Source organism: Salipiger sp. PrR007 (assembly GCF_010499845.1).
In the GTDB taxonomy this organism is placed as follows: Bacteria; Pseudomonadota; Alphaproteobacteria; order Rhodobacterales; family Rhodobacteraceae; genus Salipiger; species Salipiger pacificus_A.
In genome coordinates this window covers 53,064-70,687 of record NZ_JAAGOZ010000008.1, presented here as the reverse complement: position 1 = coordinate 70,687, position 17,624 = coordinate 53,064, and the positions used below count along the sequence as shown (strand labels likewise).

The window sequence follows — 17,624 nt, the reverse complement described above, 5'->3', positions numbered from 1 at the left end:
GCCCTTGGCGCCCGCCGCGGGCATCGTCCGGGCAGGGGAACGAGGGCACCGGTATGAGGGACAGCGACAGGGTTGCGCGCAGGCGGGTGTTCTACATCCCCGGCTACGATCCCATTCACCCGCGCCGCTACCGCGAGCTCTACCGCAAGGAGGGCGCGGCGCAGGCAGCGATCTCGGGCTATGCGCTGTCCCTGAGCCCCAAGACCGGCGGCGGCGCCTATGGCTGGCACGTCGAGGCCGAGATGGACGGGGCGCAGGTCGCGGCGGATGTCGAGGTGCTCGTCTGGTCCGACATCGTCCGGTCGAGCATGTCGAATTCCGTGCCCGCGACTTACCTGCAACTTCTGTTCACGGCGTGGGAGTATATCTCTACCGGTGCGCTCTTCCGGTTGATGCGGCTGCGCAAGGGGCCGGTGATCGCGGCGCTCTACCCGGTGGGGATGCTGCTGCTGCAACTGGCATTGGCGCTCTGCGCGGGATGGGCGGTATACGCGCTGGCGGTGCGCGGCGCGCCCTGGATCGGTCCTGCGGCGCGGCCGCTCGGTGGCGGCTTGGCGCTGGCGGCGATCTGGGGGCTGCTGCGCTGGTTCCAGCGCAAGGACGGCAAGCTCTTCGCCTATTACCTCATGCACGATTATGCCTATTCCGCCCGTCACCGGGGGGCGATCCCGCCCGAGCTCGAAGCCCGCATGGCGCAGTTCGGCAAGACCATCGCCATGGCGCTGCGCGAGAATGTCGATGAGGTTCTGGTGGTCGGCCACAGCTCGGGCGCGCATCTGGCGGTGTCGGTCCTTGCCGATCTGATCCGATCGGGCAGGGTGTCCGACGAGGGGCCGAAGCTGGCCTTCCTCAGCCTCGGGCAGGTGGTGCCGATGGTCTCCTTCCTGCGCGGGGCGTGGCGGCTGCGGGCGGACCTTGCCTATCTTTCGACCCGGGCCGAACTGACATGGGTCGATGTCACCGCGCCCGGAGATGGCTGCGCCTTTGCGCTCTGCGATCCGGTGGCGGTCTCGGGTGTGGCGCCCGAGGGCAAGCACTGGCCGCTGGTCTTCTCGGCGCAGTTCACCCGCTCGCTCAGCCCGGCGCGCTGGAAGGAGTTGCGCTGGCGCTTCTTCCGGCTGCACTTCCAGTATCTCTGCGCCTTCGACGCGCCGCTGGACTACGACTATTTCCGCGTCACCGCCGGGCCGATGACGCTGGCGGCGCGCTACGCGCAGCGCCCGCCCTCGGCGAGCCGACTGGAGACACCGGTCAATCGGTTTGCGTCCACCGAGCCCGCCGGCTCCGGAACCCGCGCCTCATGATCCCCCCCAAGCCAAAGTCCCGTCCCGACAAGGTCTCGCTGCTGCGCTATCTGAAACTCTTTCGGGCCGACCTTCTGTCGGCGCAGCCCGCCCGACTCTACCGGGCATGGATGGCCGAGTTCCGCACGCCCTTCTTCCGCTCCTACATGATCAACCAGCCCGAGCTGGTGAGGACCGTGCTGAGGGACCGGCCCATGGACTTCCCCAAGTCCGGGCGCATCGCCGAGGGGCTGAAGCCGCTGCTCGGCAATTCAGTGTTCCTCACCAACGGCGAGACCTGGCAGCGGCAGCGCCGGATCATCGACCCGGCCTTCGAGGGCGGACGGCTGAAGGAGACCTATCCGGCCATGTGGCAGGCGGCGCAGGCGGCGCTGGCGCGGCTCAAGACAGAGGTCGGCGCGGGGGCCGAGGTCGAGATCGAGGAACACACCAGCCACGCCGCCGCCGACGTGATCTTCCGCACGCTTTTCTCGCTGCCGATCGAGCACGCGGTGGCGCAGGAGGTTTTCCACGAGTTTCGCGCCTACCAGCGCACGCAGCCGATCCTGAACCTTGCCGCCTTCCTGCCGCTGCCGCGCTGGATGCCGCGGTATCATCGCCGCTCGACGCGATCGGCGGCGCGGCGCATCCGGGGGCTGATCACCGGGTTGACCGCCGCGCGGCAGGCCGAGATCGCCGCGGGCCGCGCGCCAGATGATCTTGCGACCAAGATCATGACCACCGCCGACCCGCAGACCGGCGCGCGCTTCAACACCTCGGAGATGGTCGACCAGGTGGCGATCTTCTTTCTTGCCGGGCACGAGACCTCGGCCTCGGCGCTGGCCTGGGCGCTCTGGCTGGTGGCGGCGCATCCCGACTGGCAGGAGCGGCTCGCTTCGGAGGCGCAGGCGCTCGGCGACACGCCGGACTTTGCCGATATCGCCAAGCTCCGCCTCTCGCGCGACGTCTTCCGCGAGGCACTGCGGCTCTACCCGCCGGTGCCGATGATGGTGCGCGAAACCACCTGTCCCGAGCGATTTCGAGATCGCGATTTGCCAACGGGCGCGCAGGTGGTGCTCAGCCCCTGGCACCAGCACCGGCACGAAAGGCTCTGGGACAATCCCCACGGCTTCGACCCGGCCCGCTGGGGCACCGCCAATGGCAAGCACTGCGCGCGCGAGGCCTACATGCCGTTTTCCGCGGGGCCGCGGGTCTGCACCGGGGCGGGATTTGCCATGGTCGAGGGGGTGCTGCTGCTCTCGCTGATCCTGCGCGACCTGAAGCTGGAGATCGTGCCCGGGAAGACCCCGGAGCCGGTCGCCTTTCTCACGGTGCGGGCGCGCGACGGCATATGGCTGCGCATCTCGCCCCGCTAGCGCTAATGGTAGCGTTAAAGCTCGGCTTCGATCTATCCAACGTCCGCGGCTTGGGCTAAGCCTTTGGTAACCCGATTTTAACGATCTTACAGAGGATCCTCCATGGCACAGGACAAGGCCGTTTTTGCAAAGCAAAAAGACCAGATGGCGCACGGCAAAGGCTTCATCGCCGCGCTCGACCAGTCCGGCGGCTCGACCCCCAAAGCGCTGCTTCAGTACGGCGTCGAGGAGAGCGAATACAACGGCGAAGCCGAGATGTACGGCGAGATCCACAAGATGCGCACGCGCATCATCACTGCCCCCGACTTTACCAATGACAAGGTGCTCGGCGCGATCCTCTTCGAGCGCACCATGCGCGGCGAGATCGAGGGGCTCCCGACCGCCCAGTACCTTTGGGAAAAGCGCGGCGTCGTGCCCTTCCTGAAGATCGACAAGGGTCTGGCGGATCAGGAAAACGGCGTGCAGGTGATGAAGCCGATGCCCGGGCTTGAAGAGCTGCTGAGCGACGCGGCGCAAAACTTCGGCATCTTCGGCACCAAGGAGCGCTCGGTGATCCACGAGGCGAATGCCGAAGGGATCGAGGCCGTGGTTGCGCAGCAGTTCGAAGTCGGCCGCGCGGTCATCGCCGCGGGCATGGTGCCGATCCTCGAGCCGGAGGTGAACATTCACTCCGAAAGCAAGGAAGAGGCAGAGAAGATGCTCGAGGCGGCGCTCAAGGTGCACCTCGACACGCTGGACGAGGGTGAGGACGTGATGATCAAGCTGACCATCCCTTCGATCGCCGGTCTCTACGACGGTCTCGCCGATCATCCGCGCGTGGTGCGCGTGGTGGCGCTCTCGGGCGGCTACACCACCGACGATGCCTGCGAGCGCCTGTCGAAGAACAGCAAGATGATCGCCTCCTTCAGCCGCGCGCTCGCCGAGGGCCTGTCGAAGAAGCAGTCGGACGATGAGTTCAACGCGCTTCTGGGCAGCAACATCGACAAGATCTACCAGGCGTCGCTCTGAGCTGCTGAGCGCCCGATCGCGAGCGGCCCGGACGGGCCAAGCACACCCGGCCTCTTCCAGAGGGGCCGGGTGTTGTCGTTTGGCCCCCCGCGGGCGTGACCGGGTGTGAGCCCTGCCGGGTGCTGCGGGTGGAACGCGGACGCACATCCTTGCGTTGTGGATACAGATGCAAAGGAGAACCCCATGTCTGAACGCAAGAGATCGCAGGACGGGCGCAGCGAAACCGCAGAACTCCTCGACGGCCAGCCGGTCACGCCGGGCGCCACCGCGCAGCAGGGCCGCAAGGGCGGCGAGATCGCCCGCAAGGTCGGCACGCGCGACGAGGAAAAGCGCGTGGATGAGACCTCTGCCGGCGCAACGCGCGCACTGGCGCAGGATCAGGACAAAAGCGGCGACAAGGAAAAGGTCTGAAGAGACCCCAAGGAGGAAACACGATGGCGATTCTCACCAATGGCACCTGGGTTCTGGTCGCGGACGGCGAAAAAGCGCTGTTCTTGCGCAACGACGTGGACGAGCAGGATCCCGACCTGAACGTCGTGCGCATCGAGACCCAGGAGAACCCCTCGGATCGAGAGCAATCGGCCAATCGGCCCGGCAGGATGAACGACGGCGGGCCGGGCCAGAAGTCGGCGCTGGATGACACCGACTGGCACGAACTGGCCAAGGAACGCTTCGCCGACGAATTGGCGGACATCCTCTATAAGCTGGCCCACAAAGGCCGTTTCGAGCGCATCGTTGTGGTCGCTCCGCCCGCCACGCTGGGCGAGTTGCGTGCCAAGCTGCACAAGGAAGTCGCCGACAAGGTCGTGGCCGAAGTCGACAAGACGTTGACCAACCATCCGCTCGACAAGATCGAGAAATTGCTCCGCGATGAATTTGCGCCGGCCTGATCGCGCCGCTAGATCGACTGCGAAACGCTGCTCCAATGGGGCGGCGTTTCCTTTTTTGTCAGAGCTTTAAGCGCCTTTTCTCACGTGCCGCCTCAGGCCAGCTCGCGCGCGAGGATCTCCATCACCCCCTCTGGGCTCTCCGCGCAGTGCACGAAGTCCAGAAGCGAGGCATCGGCGAAGCCCTGCGCGACGACGTGGTCGAGCAGCGCCTTCAGCGGCCGCCAGAAACCCTCGGTGTCGAGCATCACGATCGGCTTGTCGTGCAACCCGAGCTGGCGCCATGTCAGCGCCTCGAAGAACTCGTCGAGGCTGCCCGCGCCGCCGGGCATCAGCACCACCGCGTCGGCGTTCATCAGCATGACCTTCTTGCGCTCGTGCATGGTCTCGGTGATCACGAAGCGGGTGAGGTCGGTCTTGCCCACCTCGCGCGACAGAAGGTGCGTCGGGATGACCCCGAACGTGTCCCCGTTAGCCTCCTGCGCGGCGCGCGCGACCTCTCCCATCAGCCCGACGTCGCCGGCGCCATAGACAAGTCGCCATCCTTGTTGTGCAATGGATGTGCCGAGCAATTTGGCATCGGCGGCGTAGCTGGATGCAGTACCGTGGCGCGAGCCGCAATAAATGCAGACAGATCTGGCGGTCATGTGGATAATCCAAAAAAATGCTGTTTTGACGGGTGATAACGGGATTGTTATAGGTTCTCAACCGCGCTCATGTGGATGGGTGGAGCGCCGTGTGTGGGATAACGAGATGAACGAGAAACTCTGGGTCTGGATCGGCGTGGGTGCGGCGGCTGTTGCCGGTGCGCTCTACCTAAGCGGGGTGATCGGACCGAAACCCACCAAATGGAGCCTTCCGGCCGTGATGCCGGTGACCGAACAGCCCGCCGTGTCTCAAACCAAGGATACCGCCCCGGCAACTGGCGCACCAGCCGGAGCGCCGGAGCAAACCGCAGAGGCTCCTGCATCCGGTCCGGAGGAGGTCGCCGAGGCCGCCGCACCCTCCGTTACCGAACAGGGCAAGCCCGCGGACCCAAATGCCGATGGCGCAGAGCCCACTGCTCTTGAGCCGGGGGTTGAGCCAGAGATCGCGATGGTCGCGCCTGCCGAGGGCGAGACGCGCGTGACGGAGCCGCCGAGCACCGAGGTCACCGCTGGCAGCGCCGATGCGCCAGCCGGACCGGCCGTGCCCAGCTTCGACCTCGTCCGCGCCGAGCCCGGCGGGCTGGTGACCGTGGCGGGCCGCGCCGAGCCGGGCAGCGAGGTCGTCCTGCTGCTCGACGGCAAGGAGGAGCTCACGAGCCCCGTCGGAAGCGACGGGCGTTTCGCCGCCTTCTTCGATCTTCCCGCCGCGACCGATCCGCAGGTGCTGCGTCTGCTCATGCGCCTCAATGGCCAGGAGATAGAGTCGGGGCAGGAAGTGATCCTCACCCCGCCCGCACCGCCGCTTGTGGCGGAGGAGGGCACCGAGGCCGGTGAGGGCACCGAGCTTGCCTCGGTTGAAACCGGCGGCCGTCAGGAGCAGGCTGCGCCTACCGTGCTGCTTCAGGATGCGGGCGGTGTCGAGGTGATGCAGAGCGCCCAGGCCATGGCGCCGGGCGGCGTGGCCATAGACGCGATCACCTACGACGACGAGGGCGGCGTCGCGCTCTCGGGCCGCGGCAGCGGCGAGGCCTTCCTGCGGGTTTACCTCGACAACAGCGAGGTCACCACGCTGCAGGTTGCCGCGGACGGACGCTGGCAGGTGGCGCTGCCGCAGATCGCGGCGGGCACCTACACGCTGCGCGTGGACCAGATCGACGCGGGCGGCAAGGTCTCGGCCCGCGCCGAGAGCCCGTTCCGCCGCGAACCGCCCGAGAAGCTTGCCGCAGCCGCCGCCGAGCTGCCGGGAGCCGAGGAGGTCACCGCGGTGACCGTCCAGCCCGGCAACACGCTCTGGGCCATCGCGCGCGAACGCTACGGCGACGGCACGGCCTACGTGCGGCTCTTCGAGGCCAACAAGACGCAGATACGCGACCCCGACCTGATTTACCCGGGGCAGGTCTTTGCCTTTCCCGAGTGATCGCGGCCGCTGAGCTCGGTTGTGGAAAGCGCGGCAGCCGGGTTTCCTCAAAGGGGTTCCGACGCTGCCCTCGAAACCACAGCCGGGCGCGCACAGGAGCCTGTGCGCTCCGGTCCTATGGCCTTCGGCCGGTGGCCGCGATAAGGGCATGATCCGCCAAGCCAAGAGAGCCGAGCCATGCCTCCCGAGACTGATCAGACCGCCGTCGAAGACGCCGAACGCCGTTCCGCGTTGCGGACCATGCGCCGCGTCGCGCCCTATCTCTGGCCCGAGGGCGAACCTTGGGTAAAGCGCCGGGTGGTGATCGCGCTGCTGATGCTGGTCGCCGCCAAGCTGATCGCCGTGGGCACGCCGATGCTCTATAAGCAGGCGGTGGACCGGCTGGGCGGCGAGGCCCCGACGCTGCTTCTGGGCGCGGTCGGGCTGACGCTCGCCTATGGCATGGCCCGCATCCTCAACGCCGCGTTCCAGCAAGCGCGGGACGGGGTTTTCGCCAAGGTCGGCCAGCGCGCGCTGCGCAAGCTGGCGCTCGAAACCTTCACCCACATCCACAAGCTCTCGCTGCGCTATCACATCACCCGCAAGACCGGCGGGCTGAGCCGGATCATCGAGCGCGGGGTCAAGGGCGTCGACTTCCTGCTGCGCTTCATGCTCTTCTCGGTCGGCCCTCTGGTGCTCGAGCTTCTGCTTGTCGGCATCGTGCTCTTCTGGCTCTTCGACGTGTGGTATCTAGCGGTGGTGGCGGTGACCATCGCGCTCTACGTCTGGTTCACCTTCGCGGTGACCGAATGGCGCGTGCGCCTGCGCCGCAAGATGAACGCGCAGGACACCGACGCCAACCAGAAGGCGATCGACAGCCTGCTCAACTTCGAGACGGTGAAGTACTTCAACGCCGAGCATCGCGAGGCGGCGCGCTATGACCATGCCATGGAGGGCTACGAGGATGCCGCGGTGAAGACCGCGACCTCGCTCGCCATGCTGAACTTCGGCCAGGCGCTGATCATCAACCTCGGGCTGGTGGCGGTCATGGTGATGGCGGCGATGGGGGTGCAGAACGGCAGCCTGACTGTGGGCGATTTCGTCATGGTCAACGCCTACATGATCCAGATCACCATGCCGCTCAACTTCCTCGGCACGGTCTACCGCGAGATCCGCCAGAGCCTCGTCGACATGGGCCAGATGTTCGACCTGCTCGACCAGCCCGCCGAGGTCTCGGACAAGCCCGGTGCCGCGGCACTTCACGTTGGCGGCGGCGCGGTGCAGTTCGACAAGGTGCGTTTCGGCTACGACCGCGAGCGGGAAATCCTCAAGGGCATCTCGCTCAGCGTCGGCGCGGGCGAGAGCGTGGCGCTGGTCGGACCCTCGGGCTCGGGCAAGTCCACCATCGGGCGGCTCATGTTCCGCTTCTACGACGTCTCGGGCGGGGCGATCCGCATCGACGGGCAGGACCTGCGCGACGTGACGCAGGACAGCCTGCACGCCTCGATCGGCGTGGTGCCGCAGGACACGGTGCTGTTCAACGACACGATCCGCTACAACATTGCCTACGGCAAGGACAACGCCACCGAGGCCGAGGTCATCGCCGCGGCGAAGTCGGCGCAGATCCACGAGTTCATCAGCTCGCTCCCCGAGGGCTACGACACGATGGTCGGGGAACGCGGCCTGAAGCTCTCGGGCGGCGAGAAGCAGCGCGTCGGCATTGCCCGCACGCTGCTCAAGGACCCGCCGATCCTGCTGCTCGACGAGGCGACCTCGGCGCTCGACACCGAGACCGAGGCCTCGATCCAGACCGCGCTGCGCCGGGCAGGCGAGGGGCGGACGGTCCTGACCATCGCGCACCGCCTGTCGACCATCGCCGATGCCGACCGCATCGTCGTGCTGGAAAAGGGCGAGGTGGTCGAGGAGGGCACCCACGAGGCGCTGCTCGCCCGCGCCGGGCGCTACGCGCAACTCTGGGCACTGCAGCAGGCCGAGGAGCGCGCGGCCTGAGCGCAGCGGGCCTGCCGGACGGATCAAACAAGGGGCGTATGCGGCAAGCATACGCCCCTTTTCATTTTCTGGCGCCCGGTGATTTCCGTATTGGACTTGGCGGTTGCGCCGGCCCTTGCCTATCCTTTGCACCCAGAGAAATGGGCACCGGAGGCATGGTGGGGGGCCGAGGTCTGGCCCACCGAAGGGTGAGCTGCGTATTTTGGTTAGAATTTTTGACCACCCTTGTTGCCTATCGGAAACTTGTTTCCTAAACGTGACATGACCAAGATTCCGAAGGAGGAGTTCCCATGACTGCCAGCACGTCCGCCCGCATCGATCGCCAGGGCCTGCAGATCGACCCGGTGCTCTGCACATTCGTCGAGGAAAAGGCCCTGCCGGGCTCCGGCGTCGAGGCGGATGCCTTCTGGGCGGCGCTGTCGCAGCTGGCGCATGATTTTGGCCCGCGCAACGCGGCGCTGCTGGCAAAGCGCGACGATCTGCAGTCGCAGATCGACGCCTGGCACAAGGCCAACCCCGGGGTGCCCGACCTGCCGAGCTACACCGCCTTCCTCGAGGAGATCGGCTACCTGCTGCCCGAGGGGCCGGACTTCGATATCGAGACCGAGAACACCGATCCCGAGTTCGCCTCAGTGCCCGGCCCGCAGCTGGTGGTGCCGATCACCAACGCGCGCTATGCGCTCAACGCCGCCAACGCGCGCTGGGGCTCGCTCTATGATGCCTTCTACGGCACCGACGCCATGGGCTCGCTGCCGCCGAAGGGTGGTTTCGATGCGGCGCGGGGCAAGGAGGTCGTCGCCAAGGCCAAGGCCTTCCTCGACGAGAACTTCCCGGTCGCGGGCGGCAGCCACGCCGAGGCGGCGGGCTACGCCGTCGAGGGCGGCGCGCTGCTGGTGGGGGGCAAGCCGCTTGCCAAGCCCGAGCAATTCGCCGGCTACCGTGGCGAGGTGGCCTCCCCGGAAGCAGTGCTGCTGGTCAACAACGCGCTGCACGTCGAACTGATCATCGACCGCACCCATTTCATCGGCAAGGACGACGCCGCGGGGCTGGCGGACGTGCTGATGGAATCCGCGGTCTCGGCGATCATGGACTGCGAGGACTCGGTCGCCTGCGTCGATGGTGAAGACAAGACGCTGGCCTATACCAACTGGCTCGGCCTGATGAAGGGCGACCTGTCGGACACCTTCGAGAAGGGCGGCAAACAGGTCACCCGCACGCTCAACGCAGACCGCAGCTACACCGCGCCGGACGGCTCGGAGCTGGTGCTGAAGGGCCGCGCCCTCATGCTGGTGCGCAACGTCGGTCACCTGATGACCAACCCGGCGATCCTGCTCAAGGACGGTTCGGAGATCTTCGAGGGGCTGATGGACGCGATGATCACCACGCTCATCGCCAAGCACGATCTGGCCAAGGACAGCGGTCCGCGCAACTCGATCGAAGGCTCGGTCTACGTGGTGAAGCCGAAGATGCACGGGCCGGAAGAAGTGGCTTTCGCCGATGAGATCTTCAGCTTCGTCGAAACATCGCTCGGCCTGCCGCAATACACCGTGAAGCTCGGGATCATGGACGAGGAGCGCCGCACCTCGGCCAACCTCAAGGAGTGCATCCGCGCCGCGAAGAACCGCGTCGCCTTCATCAACACCGGCTTCCTCGACCGCACCGGCGACGAGATGCACACCGCGATGGAAGCGGGCCCGATGCTGCGCAAGGGCGACATCAAGGGCACCAAGTGGATCGCCGCCTACGAGGATCGCAATGTCGATATCGGTCTCGCCTGCGGGCTGCGCGGAAAGGCCCAGATCGGCAAGGGCATGTGGGCCATGCCCGACCTGATGGAGGCCATGCTCGAGGCGAAGATCGGCCATCCCAAGGCGGGGGCCAATTGCGCCTGGGTGCCGTCGCCCACCGCCGCCACGCTGCACGCGCTGCACTACCATCAGGTCGACGTGCTTGCCCGCCAGGCCGAGATCGCCGCGGGCGGTCCGCGCGGCACGCTCGAGGACCTGCTGACCATCCCGGTCGCCGCCGGGGCGAACTGGTCGGACGAGGAGATCCGCGAGGAGATCGAGAACAACGCGCAGGGCATCCTTGGCTACGTGGTGCGTTGGGTCGACCAGGGTGTCGGCTGCTCCAAGGTACCGGACATCCACGACGTCGGGCTGATGGAGGACCGCGCCACCTGCCGCATCTCCTCGCAGCATCTGGCGAACTGGCTGCACCACGGCGTGGTTTCCACCGACGAAGTGCGCGGCGTTATGGAGAAGATGGCCGCCGTGGTGGACCGTCAGAACGCCGGGGATGCGGCCTATATCCCGATGGCGCCGGGGTTCGACTCCGTGGCCTACAAGGCCGCCTGCGACCTGGTCTTCGAAGGCCGGGTACAGCCCTCGGGCTACACCGAGCCGGTGCTGCACAAGCGCCGGCTGGAGCTGAAGGCGGGCTGATCAGGGCATGGCGCCTGTGATGTGCGCCAGCGCGAGGGGGCGGTCTGCCCTCTCGCGGGTCCCCGAGGATATCGTCACCTAGAAGACAGGGCGGACGCGGCACGTCTGCCGGAAGACAGGGAGAGAGAAGATGGCTGGAATTTCGCTGAGCCGGGCGCGGACGATCATCCGCAAGGCGCTCGAGGCCGGGAAAGAGGCGGGCATGGCGCCGCTGTCGGTGGTTGTATTGGACGAGGGCGGCCACGTGCAGGCCTTCGAGCGGCAGGACGGCGCCTCGCCGGGGCGCTTCGAGATCGCCTTCGGCAAGGCCTATGGCGCGGTGATGCTGGGGATGCCCGGTTCGGCGCAGATGGCGCGGGCCGAAAGCCAGGCCTATTTCATCGCCGCCGCCAACGGCGCGTTCGGCGGCAAGCTGATCCCGGTGCCGGGCGGCGTATTGGTCAAGGATTCCAAGGGCCGCACTCTGGGCGCGGTGGGTGTCACCGGCGACAGCTCGGACAATGATGCGGCTGCCGCAAAAGCGGGCATCGAGGCGGTGGGGCTGACGGCACTCATCTGAGCCATCTTTCTAAGCGCCTCTCCGTGCCTTATGTTTGACCGAAACAGGCAAGGAGAGGCATGGAGATGACCCGCCCCGTCGTCGGTATCATCGGCAATCAGCACCTGATCAACGAGACCTATCCCGCCCATGCGGGCGGGGTGATGAACACCGAAGCGGTGTCCTGCGTCTCGGGCTGCCTGCCATTGCTGGTCGCGGCGGATCCGCGGTTCGTCTCGGTCGAGGAGTTGATGGAGACCTGCGACGGCTTCCTGCTCACCGGCGGGCGGCCCAACGTGCACCCCGAGGAATACGGCGAGGAGGCGACCGAGGCGCATGGCGCCTTCGACCGCGCCCGCGACGCCATCGTGCTGCCGCTGGTGCGCGCCTGTGTCGAGCGGGGCCAGCCGTTCCTCGGCATCTGCCGCGGCTTTCAGGAGGTCAACGTGGCGATGGGCGGAACGCTCTACCCCGAGATCCGCGACCTGCCGGGGCGGATGAACCACCGGATGCCCCCCGATGGCACGCTCGAGGAGAAGTTCGCCCTGCGCCACAAGGTGAGTTTGAGCGAGGGCGGGCGGTTCCACAAGCTCTTCGGTGCCACCGAGGTGATGACCAACACGCTGCACGGGCAGGGCATCAACCGCCCCGGCGCGCGCATCGAGATCGAGGGACACGCCCCCGACGGCACCCCCGAGGCGCTCTACGTGAAGGGCGCGCCGGGCTTCACCATGGCGGTGCAATGGCACCCCGAGTGGGATGCCGCCAACGATCCGGTCTCGCGGCCGCTGTTCACCGCCTTCGGCGATGCGGTGCGCGCCTGGGCCGGCCGGGCCGAGGGGCACCAGGCCCCCCGGGTGGCGTCTGCCTGATCAGGTGACCCGCTTGCGCTGCTGGTACTTGGGCTGGTCCCAGAGCGCGCCGCGCAGGATGCGGGCGAGGATTTCGACCGCCTCGCGCACCTCGTCCTCGCCGATGTAGAGCGGGGTGATGCCGAAGCGCATGATGTCGGGGGCGCGGAAGTCGCCGATCACGCCCTGGTCGATCAGCGCCTGCATCGCCGCGTAGCCATGCTCGAAGCGGAAGCTGACCTGGCTTCCGCGCATGTCGTTGTCGCGCGGGGTGGCCAGTTTCAGGCCCGGGCAGTGGGTTTCAACCTCCTCGATCATCAGCCCGGTCAGCGCCAGCGAGCGCTTGCGGACCTCGTCCATGTCGAGCCTGTCCCAGACGTCGAGCGCCGCGTCGAGCGCCGCCATCTGCATCACCGGCGGGGTGCCGACGCGCATCCGCTCGATGCCGGGGGCGGGGCGGTAGCTGCGCTCGAAGGCGAAGGGCGTGTCATGGCCGAGCCAGCCCGAGAGCGCCGGCTCGGCGTGTTCGGCGTGGCGCGGGGCGACGTAGATGAAGGCGGGCGCACCAGGGCCGGCGTTGAGGTACTTGTAGGTGCAGCCGACGGCGAAGTCAGCCTTGCCGCCCGCCACGTCGACCGGCACGGCGCCGGCCGAATGCGCCAGATCCCAGATCGCCAGCGCGCCCATCTCGTGTGCCTTGGCGGTGAGCGCGGCGACATCGTGGCGGCGGCCGGTGCGGTAGTCGACCTCGGTCACCAAGAGCACGGCGACCTCCTCGGTGATTTCCTCTTCCAGCCGATGTGGCTCGGCGAGGCGCAGCTCGTAGTCCTCGCCCAGCAGCTCGATCAGCCCCTCGGCCATGTAGAGGTCCGACGGGAAGTTGCCGGTGTCGGACAGGATCACCTTGCGCCCGGGGTTCAGCGCAACGGCGGCGGCCAGCGCCTGGAAGACCTTGATCGAGAGCGTGTCGCCGACCACCGTGTGGCCGGTCTCCGCCCCGATCAGTCGGCCGATTCGGTCGCCAAGCCGGGTCGGCATCTCCATCCAGCTGCAGGCGTTCCATCCGGTGATGAGGTGCTCGCCCCATTCCTCGGTGAGCATCTTCTGGATGCGGGCCGGGGTCGCCTTGGGCAGCGGCCCCAGCGAATTGCCGTCGAGATAGATCATCCCGAGCGGTAGGTGGAACTGCTCCTTGGTCCAGTCGAAGATGGAGCCTGTGGGGGTGGTCAAGATGCGCCTCCTGCAATGCGGGGCCGGTCTGCGCAGCGGGCCCGGAGCCCCGGGTGTCCGCGCGGTGCCTCCTGCGGCCCCTTGAGTGTTGGCGGGGAAAGTGGCCGGGATTTGCCGGGGAGGCAAGATCGGGCTGCGGCATATCGCCTGCGCGACGTCGCGGCAACACCGCGCTAGACATCGAAAAGCTCTATTGGAACCGCGCGTTGGACAAGCGCAGACACACCAGCGCGGGCACAGGAGGCGAGACGGGATGCTCAGGAAAGTCGATCTGCCGCCGCTCTGGCTTCTGGGCTGCCTCTGCCTCGCCTGGGTGCAAAAGAGCCTGCTGCCGTTGGGGCTTGGCTTCGGCCCGGTTTGGGCCGACCTGCTGGGCGGGCTGCTGGTCGGGGGCGGCGTGCTGCTGTCGCTGCTGGCGCTGCTGGACCTGCGGCGCGCCCGAACTACCTTCATGCCGCACCAGGAGCCGGAGCGGCTTGTCACCTCGGGCGTGTTCCGCCTGTCGCGCAATCCTATCTATCTGGGAGACGTGATGATTCTGGCCGGCTTCCTCCTCTTCTGGGACGCGGTGCCATCGCTTGTGCTGCTGCCGATTTACGTCTGGCTGCTCGAAAAGCGCTTCATCGAGCCCGAGGAGGCGCGTTTGCGACGAAATTTTGTTGCGGAATTCCACAAGTATGAGACACAAACCAGAAGGTGGCTTTGAATTTTCTTCGCCATGTGTTTAACCGGATCGTTCCGGTTGTGAGCATGGCACCGCGCGGGTAGACCATACGTCAACCGAACAGCAACCAAGACACCAGGAAGGGTCGGACACTCGGCCTAAAAGGGGGACGAACTAAGTGAAGATCGGAACGCCGACAGAGATTTTCGAGGGAGAGGCGCGCGTCGCCATGACCCCGGACTCGGCGCTGCAACTGCAGAAGCTGGGATATGATTGCCTGATCCAGTCAGGCGCCGGCGCGAAGGCAGGCTTTGCCGACGCGGCCTATGAGGCCGCTGGCGTGACCGTGGTTCAGGATGCCGCCGCCCTTTGGGCGCAGGCGGATATCGTCGCCAAGGTCCGCCCGCCGAGCGAAGAGGAAGTGGCGCATCTGACGCCCGAGAAACTGCTGATCTCGTTCTTCTATCCTGCCTCGAACGAGGCACTGATGAAGCAGGCCGCCGATGTGGGCGCCAGCGTGATCGCGATGGACATGGTCCCGCGCATCAGCCGCGCGCAGAAGATGGACGCCCTGTCGTCCATGGCCAATATCGCCGGCTACCGCGCGGTGATCGAGGCGGGCAACAACTTCGGCCGCTTCTTCACCGGTCAGGTGACCGCCGCCGGCAAGGTGCCGCCCGCCAAGGTGCTGATCGTCGGCGCAGGCGTGGCCGGTCTTGCGGCCATCGGCACCTCGACCTCGCTCGGCGCGATCACCTACGCCTTCGACGTGCGGCCCGAAGTGGCCGAGCAGGTCGAGAGCATGGGCGCCGAATTCGTCTACCTCGACTTCGAGGAAGAGCAGGCCGACGGCTCTGCGTCGGGCGGCTATGCCTCGGTCTCCAGCCCCGAGTTCCGCGAAGCCCAGCTCGCCAAGTTCCGTGAACTTGCGCCTGAGATGGACATCGTCATCACCACCGCCCTGATCCCCAACCGGGAAGCCCCGGAACTGTGGACAGAGGACATGGTCAAGGCGATGAAGCCCGGCTCGGTGATCGTTGACCTCGCGGCCGAACGCGGTGGCAACTGCAAGCTGACGGTGATGGACGAGAAGATCGTCACCGACAACGGCGTGACCATCATCGGCTACACCGACTTCCCCAGCCGCATGGCGACGCAGAGCTCGACGCTCTACGCCACCAACATCCGGCACATGATGTCCGACCTGACGCCCGGCAAGACCGACGGCACCGTCGTGCACAACATGGAAGACGACGTGATCCGCGGCGCGACCATCGCGCACGCCAAGGACGTCACCTTCCCGCCGCCGCCGCCGAAGACCAAGGCGATCGCGGCGCAGAAGCCGAAGGAAAAGGCGCCCGAGCTGACGCCGGAACAGAAGCGCGCGCAGGAAGTGGCCGCCTTCAAGGCGCAGACCAAGCAGCAGGTCACCCTGCTGACCGTCGGTGCGGTGCTGCTGCTCGCCGTGGGCCTCGTTGCTCCCGCCAGCTTCATGCAGCACTTCATCGTTTTCGTGCTCTCGGTCTTCGTCGGCTTCCAGGTGATCTGGAACGTCTCGCATTCGCTGCACACCCCGCTGATGGCCGTCACCAACGCCATCTCCTCGATCATCATTCTTGGTGCCCTGATGCAGATCGGCTCGGGCAACTGGCTGGTGATTATCCTTGCCGCGCTCTCGGTCTTCATGGCCGGGATCAACATCTTCGGCGGCTTCCTCGTGACACGGCGCATGCTCGCCATGTTCCAGAAATCGTAAGGAGAGGTGGGGACTATGGAATTCGGATTCACGACGGCGGCCTATGTGGTCGCGGCCGTTCTGTTCATCCTGTCGCTGGGTGGCCTCTCGGGGCAGGAAAGCGCCAAGCGCGCCGTGTGGTACGGCATCGTCGGCATGGGCCTTGCGGTCTTTGCCACGCTGATCGGCCCGGGCTCGGGCCTGTGGCTGCTGTCGGTCATCCTGATCGCGGCGGGTGGCATCATCGGCACCTATGTGGCCAAGAAGGTCGAGATGACCGAGATGCCGCAGTTGGTGGCCGCAATGCACTCGCTCGTCGGCCTCGCGGCGGTCTTCGTCGGCTTCAACGCGCATCTCACCATGCGCACGGTCGAAAAGGCGCGTGCCGCCGGTGAGGCGGTGCACGGCACCTTCGCCGAACTGGTCGCACACAAGACGCCGGTCGAGTTGAGCATCCTGCAGGTCGAGCTGTTCCTCGGCATCTTCATCGGTGCGGTGACCTTCACCGGCTCGGTGATCGCCTATGGCAAGCTGGCCGGCAAGGTGACCTCCAAGGCCGAGAAGCTGCCGGGCGGGCATCTGCTCAACGCGGGCGCCGCGGCGCTCTCGGTGATCTGCCTGATCTGGTACATGAACACCGGCGGGCTCTTCCCCGTGCTGATCATGACGCTCTGCGCGCTCTTCATCGGCTACCACCTGATCATGGGCATCGGCGGCGCCGACATGCCGGTGGTGGTCTCGATGCTGAACAGCTACTCGGGCTGGGCCGCGGCGGCCATCGGCTTCTCGCTGTCGAACGATCTGCTGATCGTCGTCGGCGCGCTGGTGGGCTCCTCGGGTGCGATCCTGTCGTACATCATGTGCAAGGCGATGAACCGCTCCTTCGTGTCGGTGATCCTGGGCGGCTTCGGCGGCACCTCGGGGCCCGCGATGGAGGTCGAGGGCGAGCAGGTGTCGATCGACGTCGACGGCGTGGCCTCGGCGCTCGAGGAAGCCGACAGCGTCATCATCGTGCCGGGCTACGGCATGGCCGTGGCGCAGGCGCAGCAGAACGTCGCGGAACTCACCCGCAAGCTGCGTGCCAAGGGCAAGGAGGTGCGTTTCGCCATCCACCCCGTTGCAGGCCGCCTGCCGGGCCACATGAACGTTCTGCTGGCCGAGGCGAAGGTGCCTTATGACATCGTTCTCGAAATGGACGAGATCAACGAGGACTTCCCCGAGACCGACGTTGTCATCGTCATCGGCTCGAACGACATCGTGAACCCCGCGGCGCAGGAAGACCCGAACTCGCCCATCGCCGGCATGCCGGTGCTGGAAGTGTGGAAGGCCAAGCAGGTCTTCGTGTCGAAGCGCGGTCAGGGCACCGGCTACTCGGGCATCGAGAACCCGCTGTTCTACAAGGACAACACGCGGATGTACTACGGTGACGCGAAACAGTCGATCGGCGAGCTGCTGAACAAGATCAGCTGACCCGTTTGATCGCCTGAGACAGGGGGCCCCGTCAGCGATGGCGGGGCCCTTTGCGTTGCCGCGGCGCGGCATCGGGGCAGGGCGC

Annotated in this window: 15 protein-coding genes; 13 read left to right on the top strand and 2 right to left on the bottom strand. The window is 66.6% G+C overall.

Features of this window, described 5'->3' with window-relative positions:
- Positions 1-53: 53 nt before the first annotated feature.
- The 5 genes from G0Q01_RS01180 to G0Q01_RS01160 all read left to right on the top strand — a co-directional run bounded on the left by G0Q01_RS01180 (position 54) and on the right by G0Q01_RS01160 (position 4,557).
- Entirely contained in the window at positions 54-1,304 is a 1,251-nt protein-coding gene (locus G0Q01_RS01180; RefSeq protein WP_164196939.1) for a hypothetical protein, read from the top strand.
- A complete protein-coding gene (locus G0Q01_RS01175) occupies positions 1,301-2,659 on the top strand; it encodes a cytochrome P450 (protein ID WP_164196940.1) in 1,359 nt (452 codons plus the stop codon). Before G0Q01_RS01180 ends, G0Q01_RS01175 begins: the two co-directional genes overlap by 4 nt.
- 102 nt (positions 2,660-2,761) lie before the next feature.
- Positions 2,762-3,667, top strand: coding sequence for a fructose bisphosphate aldolase (locus G0Q01_RS01170; protein ID WP_164196941.1), 906 nt, complete (start codon positions 2,762-2,764; stop codon positions 3,665-3,667).
- A gap of 183 nt (positions 3,668-3,850) precedes the next feature.
- Complete coding sequence (locus tag G0Q01_RS01165; protein ID WP_164196942.1) at positions 3,851-4,078, top strand: hypothetical protein; 228 nt, start codon at positions 3,851-3,853, stop codon at positions 4,076-4,078.
- Positions 4,079-4,101: 23 nt separating this feature from the next.
- Entirely contained in the window at positions 4,102-4,557 is a 456-nt protein-coding gene (locus G0Q01_RS01160) for a host attachment protein (protein ID WP_164196943.1), read from the top strand.
- Between the two features lie 92 nt (positions 4,558-4,649).
- Here G0Q01_RS01160 and G0Q01_RS01155 read toward each other — a convergent pair whose 3' ends face one another.
- The gene (locus G0Q01_RS01155; protein ID WP_164196944.1) at positions 4,650-5,201 is read right to left on the bottom strand and encodes a TIGR00730 family Rossman fold protein; all 552 of its coding nucleotides are present in this window, start codon (positions 5,199-5,201) and stop codon (positions 4,650-4,652) included.
- A gap of 106 nt (positions 5,202-5,307) precedes the next feature.
- Here G0Q01_RS01155 and G0Q01_RS01150 point away from each other — a divergent pair, with 106 nt between their 5' ends.
- The 5 genes from G0Q01_RS01150 to G0Q01_RS01130 all read left to right on the top strand — a co-directional run bounded on the left by G0Q01_RS01150 (position 5,308) and on the right by G0Q01_RS01130 (position 12,461).
- Complete coding sequence (locus G0Q01_RS01150) at positions 5,308-6,618, top strand: LysM peptidoglycan-binding domain-containing protein (RefSeq protein ID WP_164212945.1); 1,311 nt, start codon at positions 5,308-5,310, stop codon at positions 6,616-6,618.
- Between the two features lie 177 nt (positions 6,619-6,795).
- A complete protein-coding gene (locus G0Q01_RS01145; protein WP_164196946.1) occupies positions 6,796-8,607 on the top strand; it encodes an ABC transporter ATP-binding protein/permease in 1,812 nt (603 codons plus the stop codon).
- A 290-nt stretch (positions 8,608-8,897) separates the two neighbouring features.
- The gene (locus G0Q01_RS01140; RefSeq protein WP_164196947.1) at positions 8,898-11,051 is read left to right on the top strand and encodes a malate synthase G; all 2,154 of its coding nucleotides are present in this window, start codon (positions 8,898-8,900) and stop codon (positions 11,049-11,051) included.
- 130 nt (positions 11,052-11,181) lie between these two features.
- On the top strand, positions 11,182-11,610 hold the full coding sequence (locus G0Q01_RS01135) for a heme-binding protein (RefSeq protein WP_108965765.1): 429 nt from the start codon (positions 11,182-11,184) through the stop codon (positions 11,608-11,610).
- Positions 11,611-11,675: 65 nt separating this feature from the next.
- The gene (locus G0Q01_RS01130) at positions 11,676-12,461 is read left to right on the top strand and encodes a gamma-glutamyl-gamma-aminobutyrate hydrolase family protein (RefSeq protein ID WP_164196948.1); all 786 of its coding nucleotides are present in this window, start codon (positions 11,676-11,678) and stop codon (positions 12,459-12,461) included.
- Here G0Q01_RS01130 and kynU read toward each other — a convergent pair whose 3' ends face one another.
- Positions 12,462-13,670 (bottom strand): kynureninase, encoded by a 1,209-nt coding sequence (gene kynU / locus G0Q01_RS01125; protein ID WP_255455519.1) that lies wholly within the window; start codon positions 13,668-13,670, stop codon positions 12,462-12,464. It lies immediately after the preceding gene.
- A 253-nt stretch (positions 13,671-13,923) separates the two neighbouring features.
- On the opposite strand from kynU, the gene G0Q01_RS01120 reads away from it, so the two are divergent.
- The 3 genes from G0Q01_RS01120 (at position 13,924) to G0Q01_RS01110 (ending at position 17,539) form a co-directional block, all read left to right on the top strand.
- Complete coding sequence (locus G0Q01_RS01120; protein ID WP_164196949.1) at positions 13,924-14,376, top strand: isoprenylcysteine carboxylmethyltransferase family protein; 453 nt, start codon at positions 13,924-13,926, stop codon at positions 14,374-14,376.
- A 136-nt stretch (positions 14,377-14,512) separates the two neighbouring features.
- Complete coding sequence (locus G0Q01_RS01115; RefSeq protein ID WP_164196950.1) at positions 14,513-16,090, top strand: Re/Si-specific NAD(P)(+) transhydrogenase subunit alpha; 1,578 nt, start codon at positions 14,513-14,515, stop codon at positions 16,088-16,090.
- 15 nt (positions 16,091-16,105) lie between these two features.
- A complete protein-coding gene (locus G0Q01_RS01110; protein WP_164196951.1) occupies positions 16,106-17,539 on the top strand; it encodes an NAD(P)(+) transhydrogenase (Re/Si-specific) subunit beta in 1,434 nt (477 codons plus the stop codon).
- The last annotated feature ends 85 nt before the right edge of the window (positions 17,540-17,624 follow it).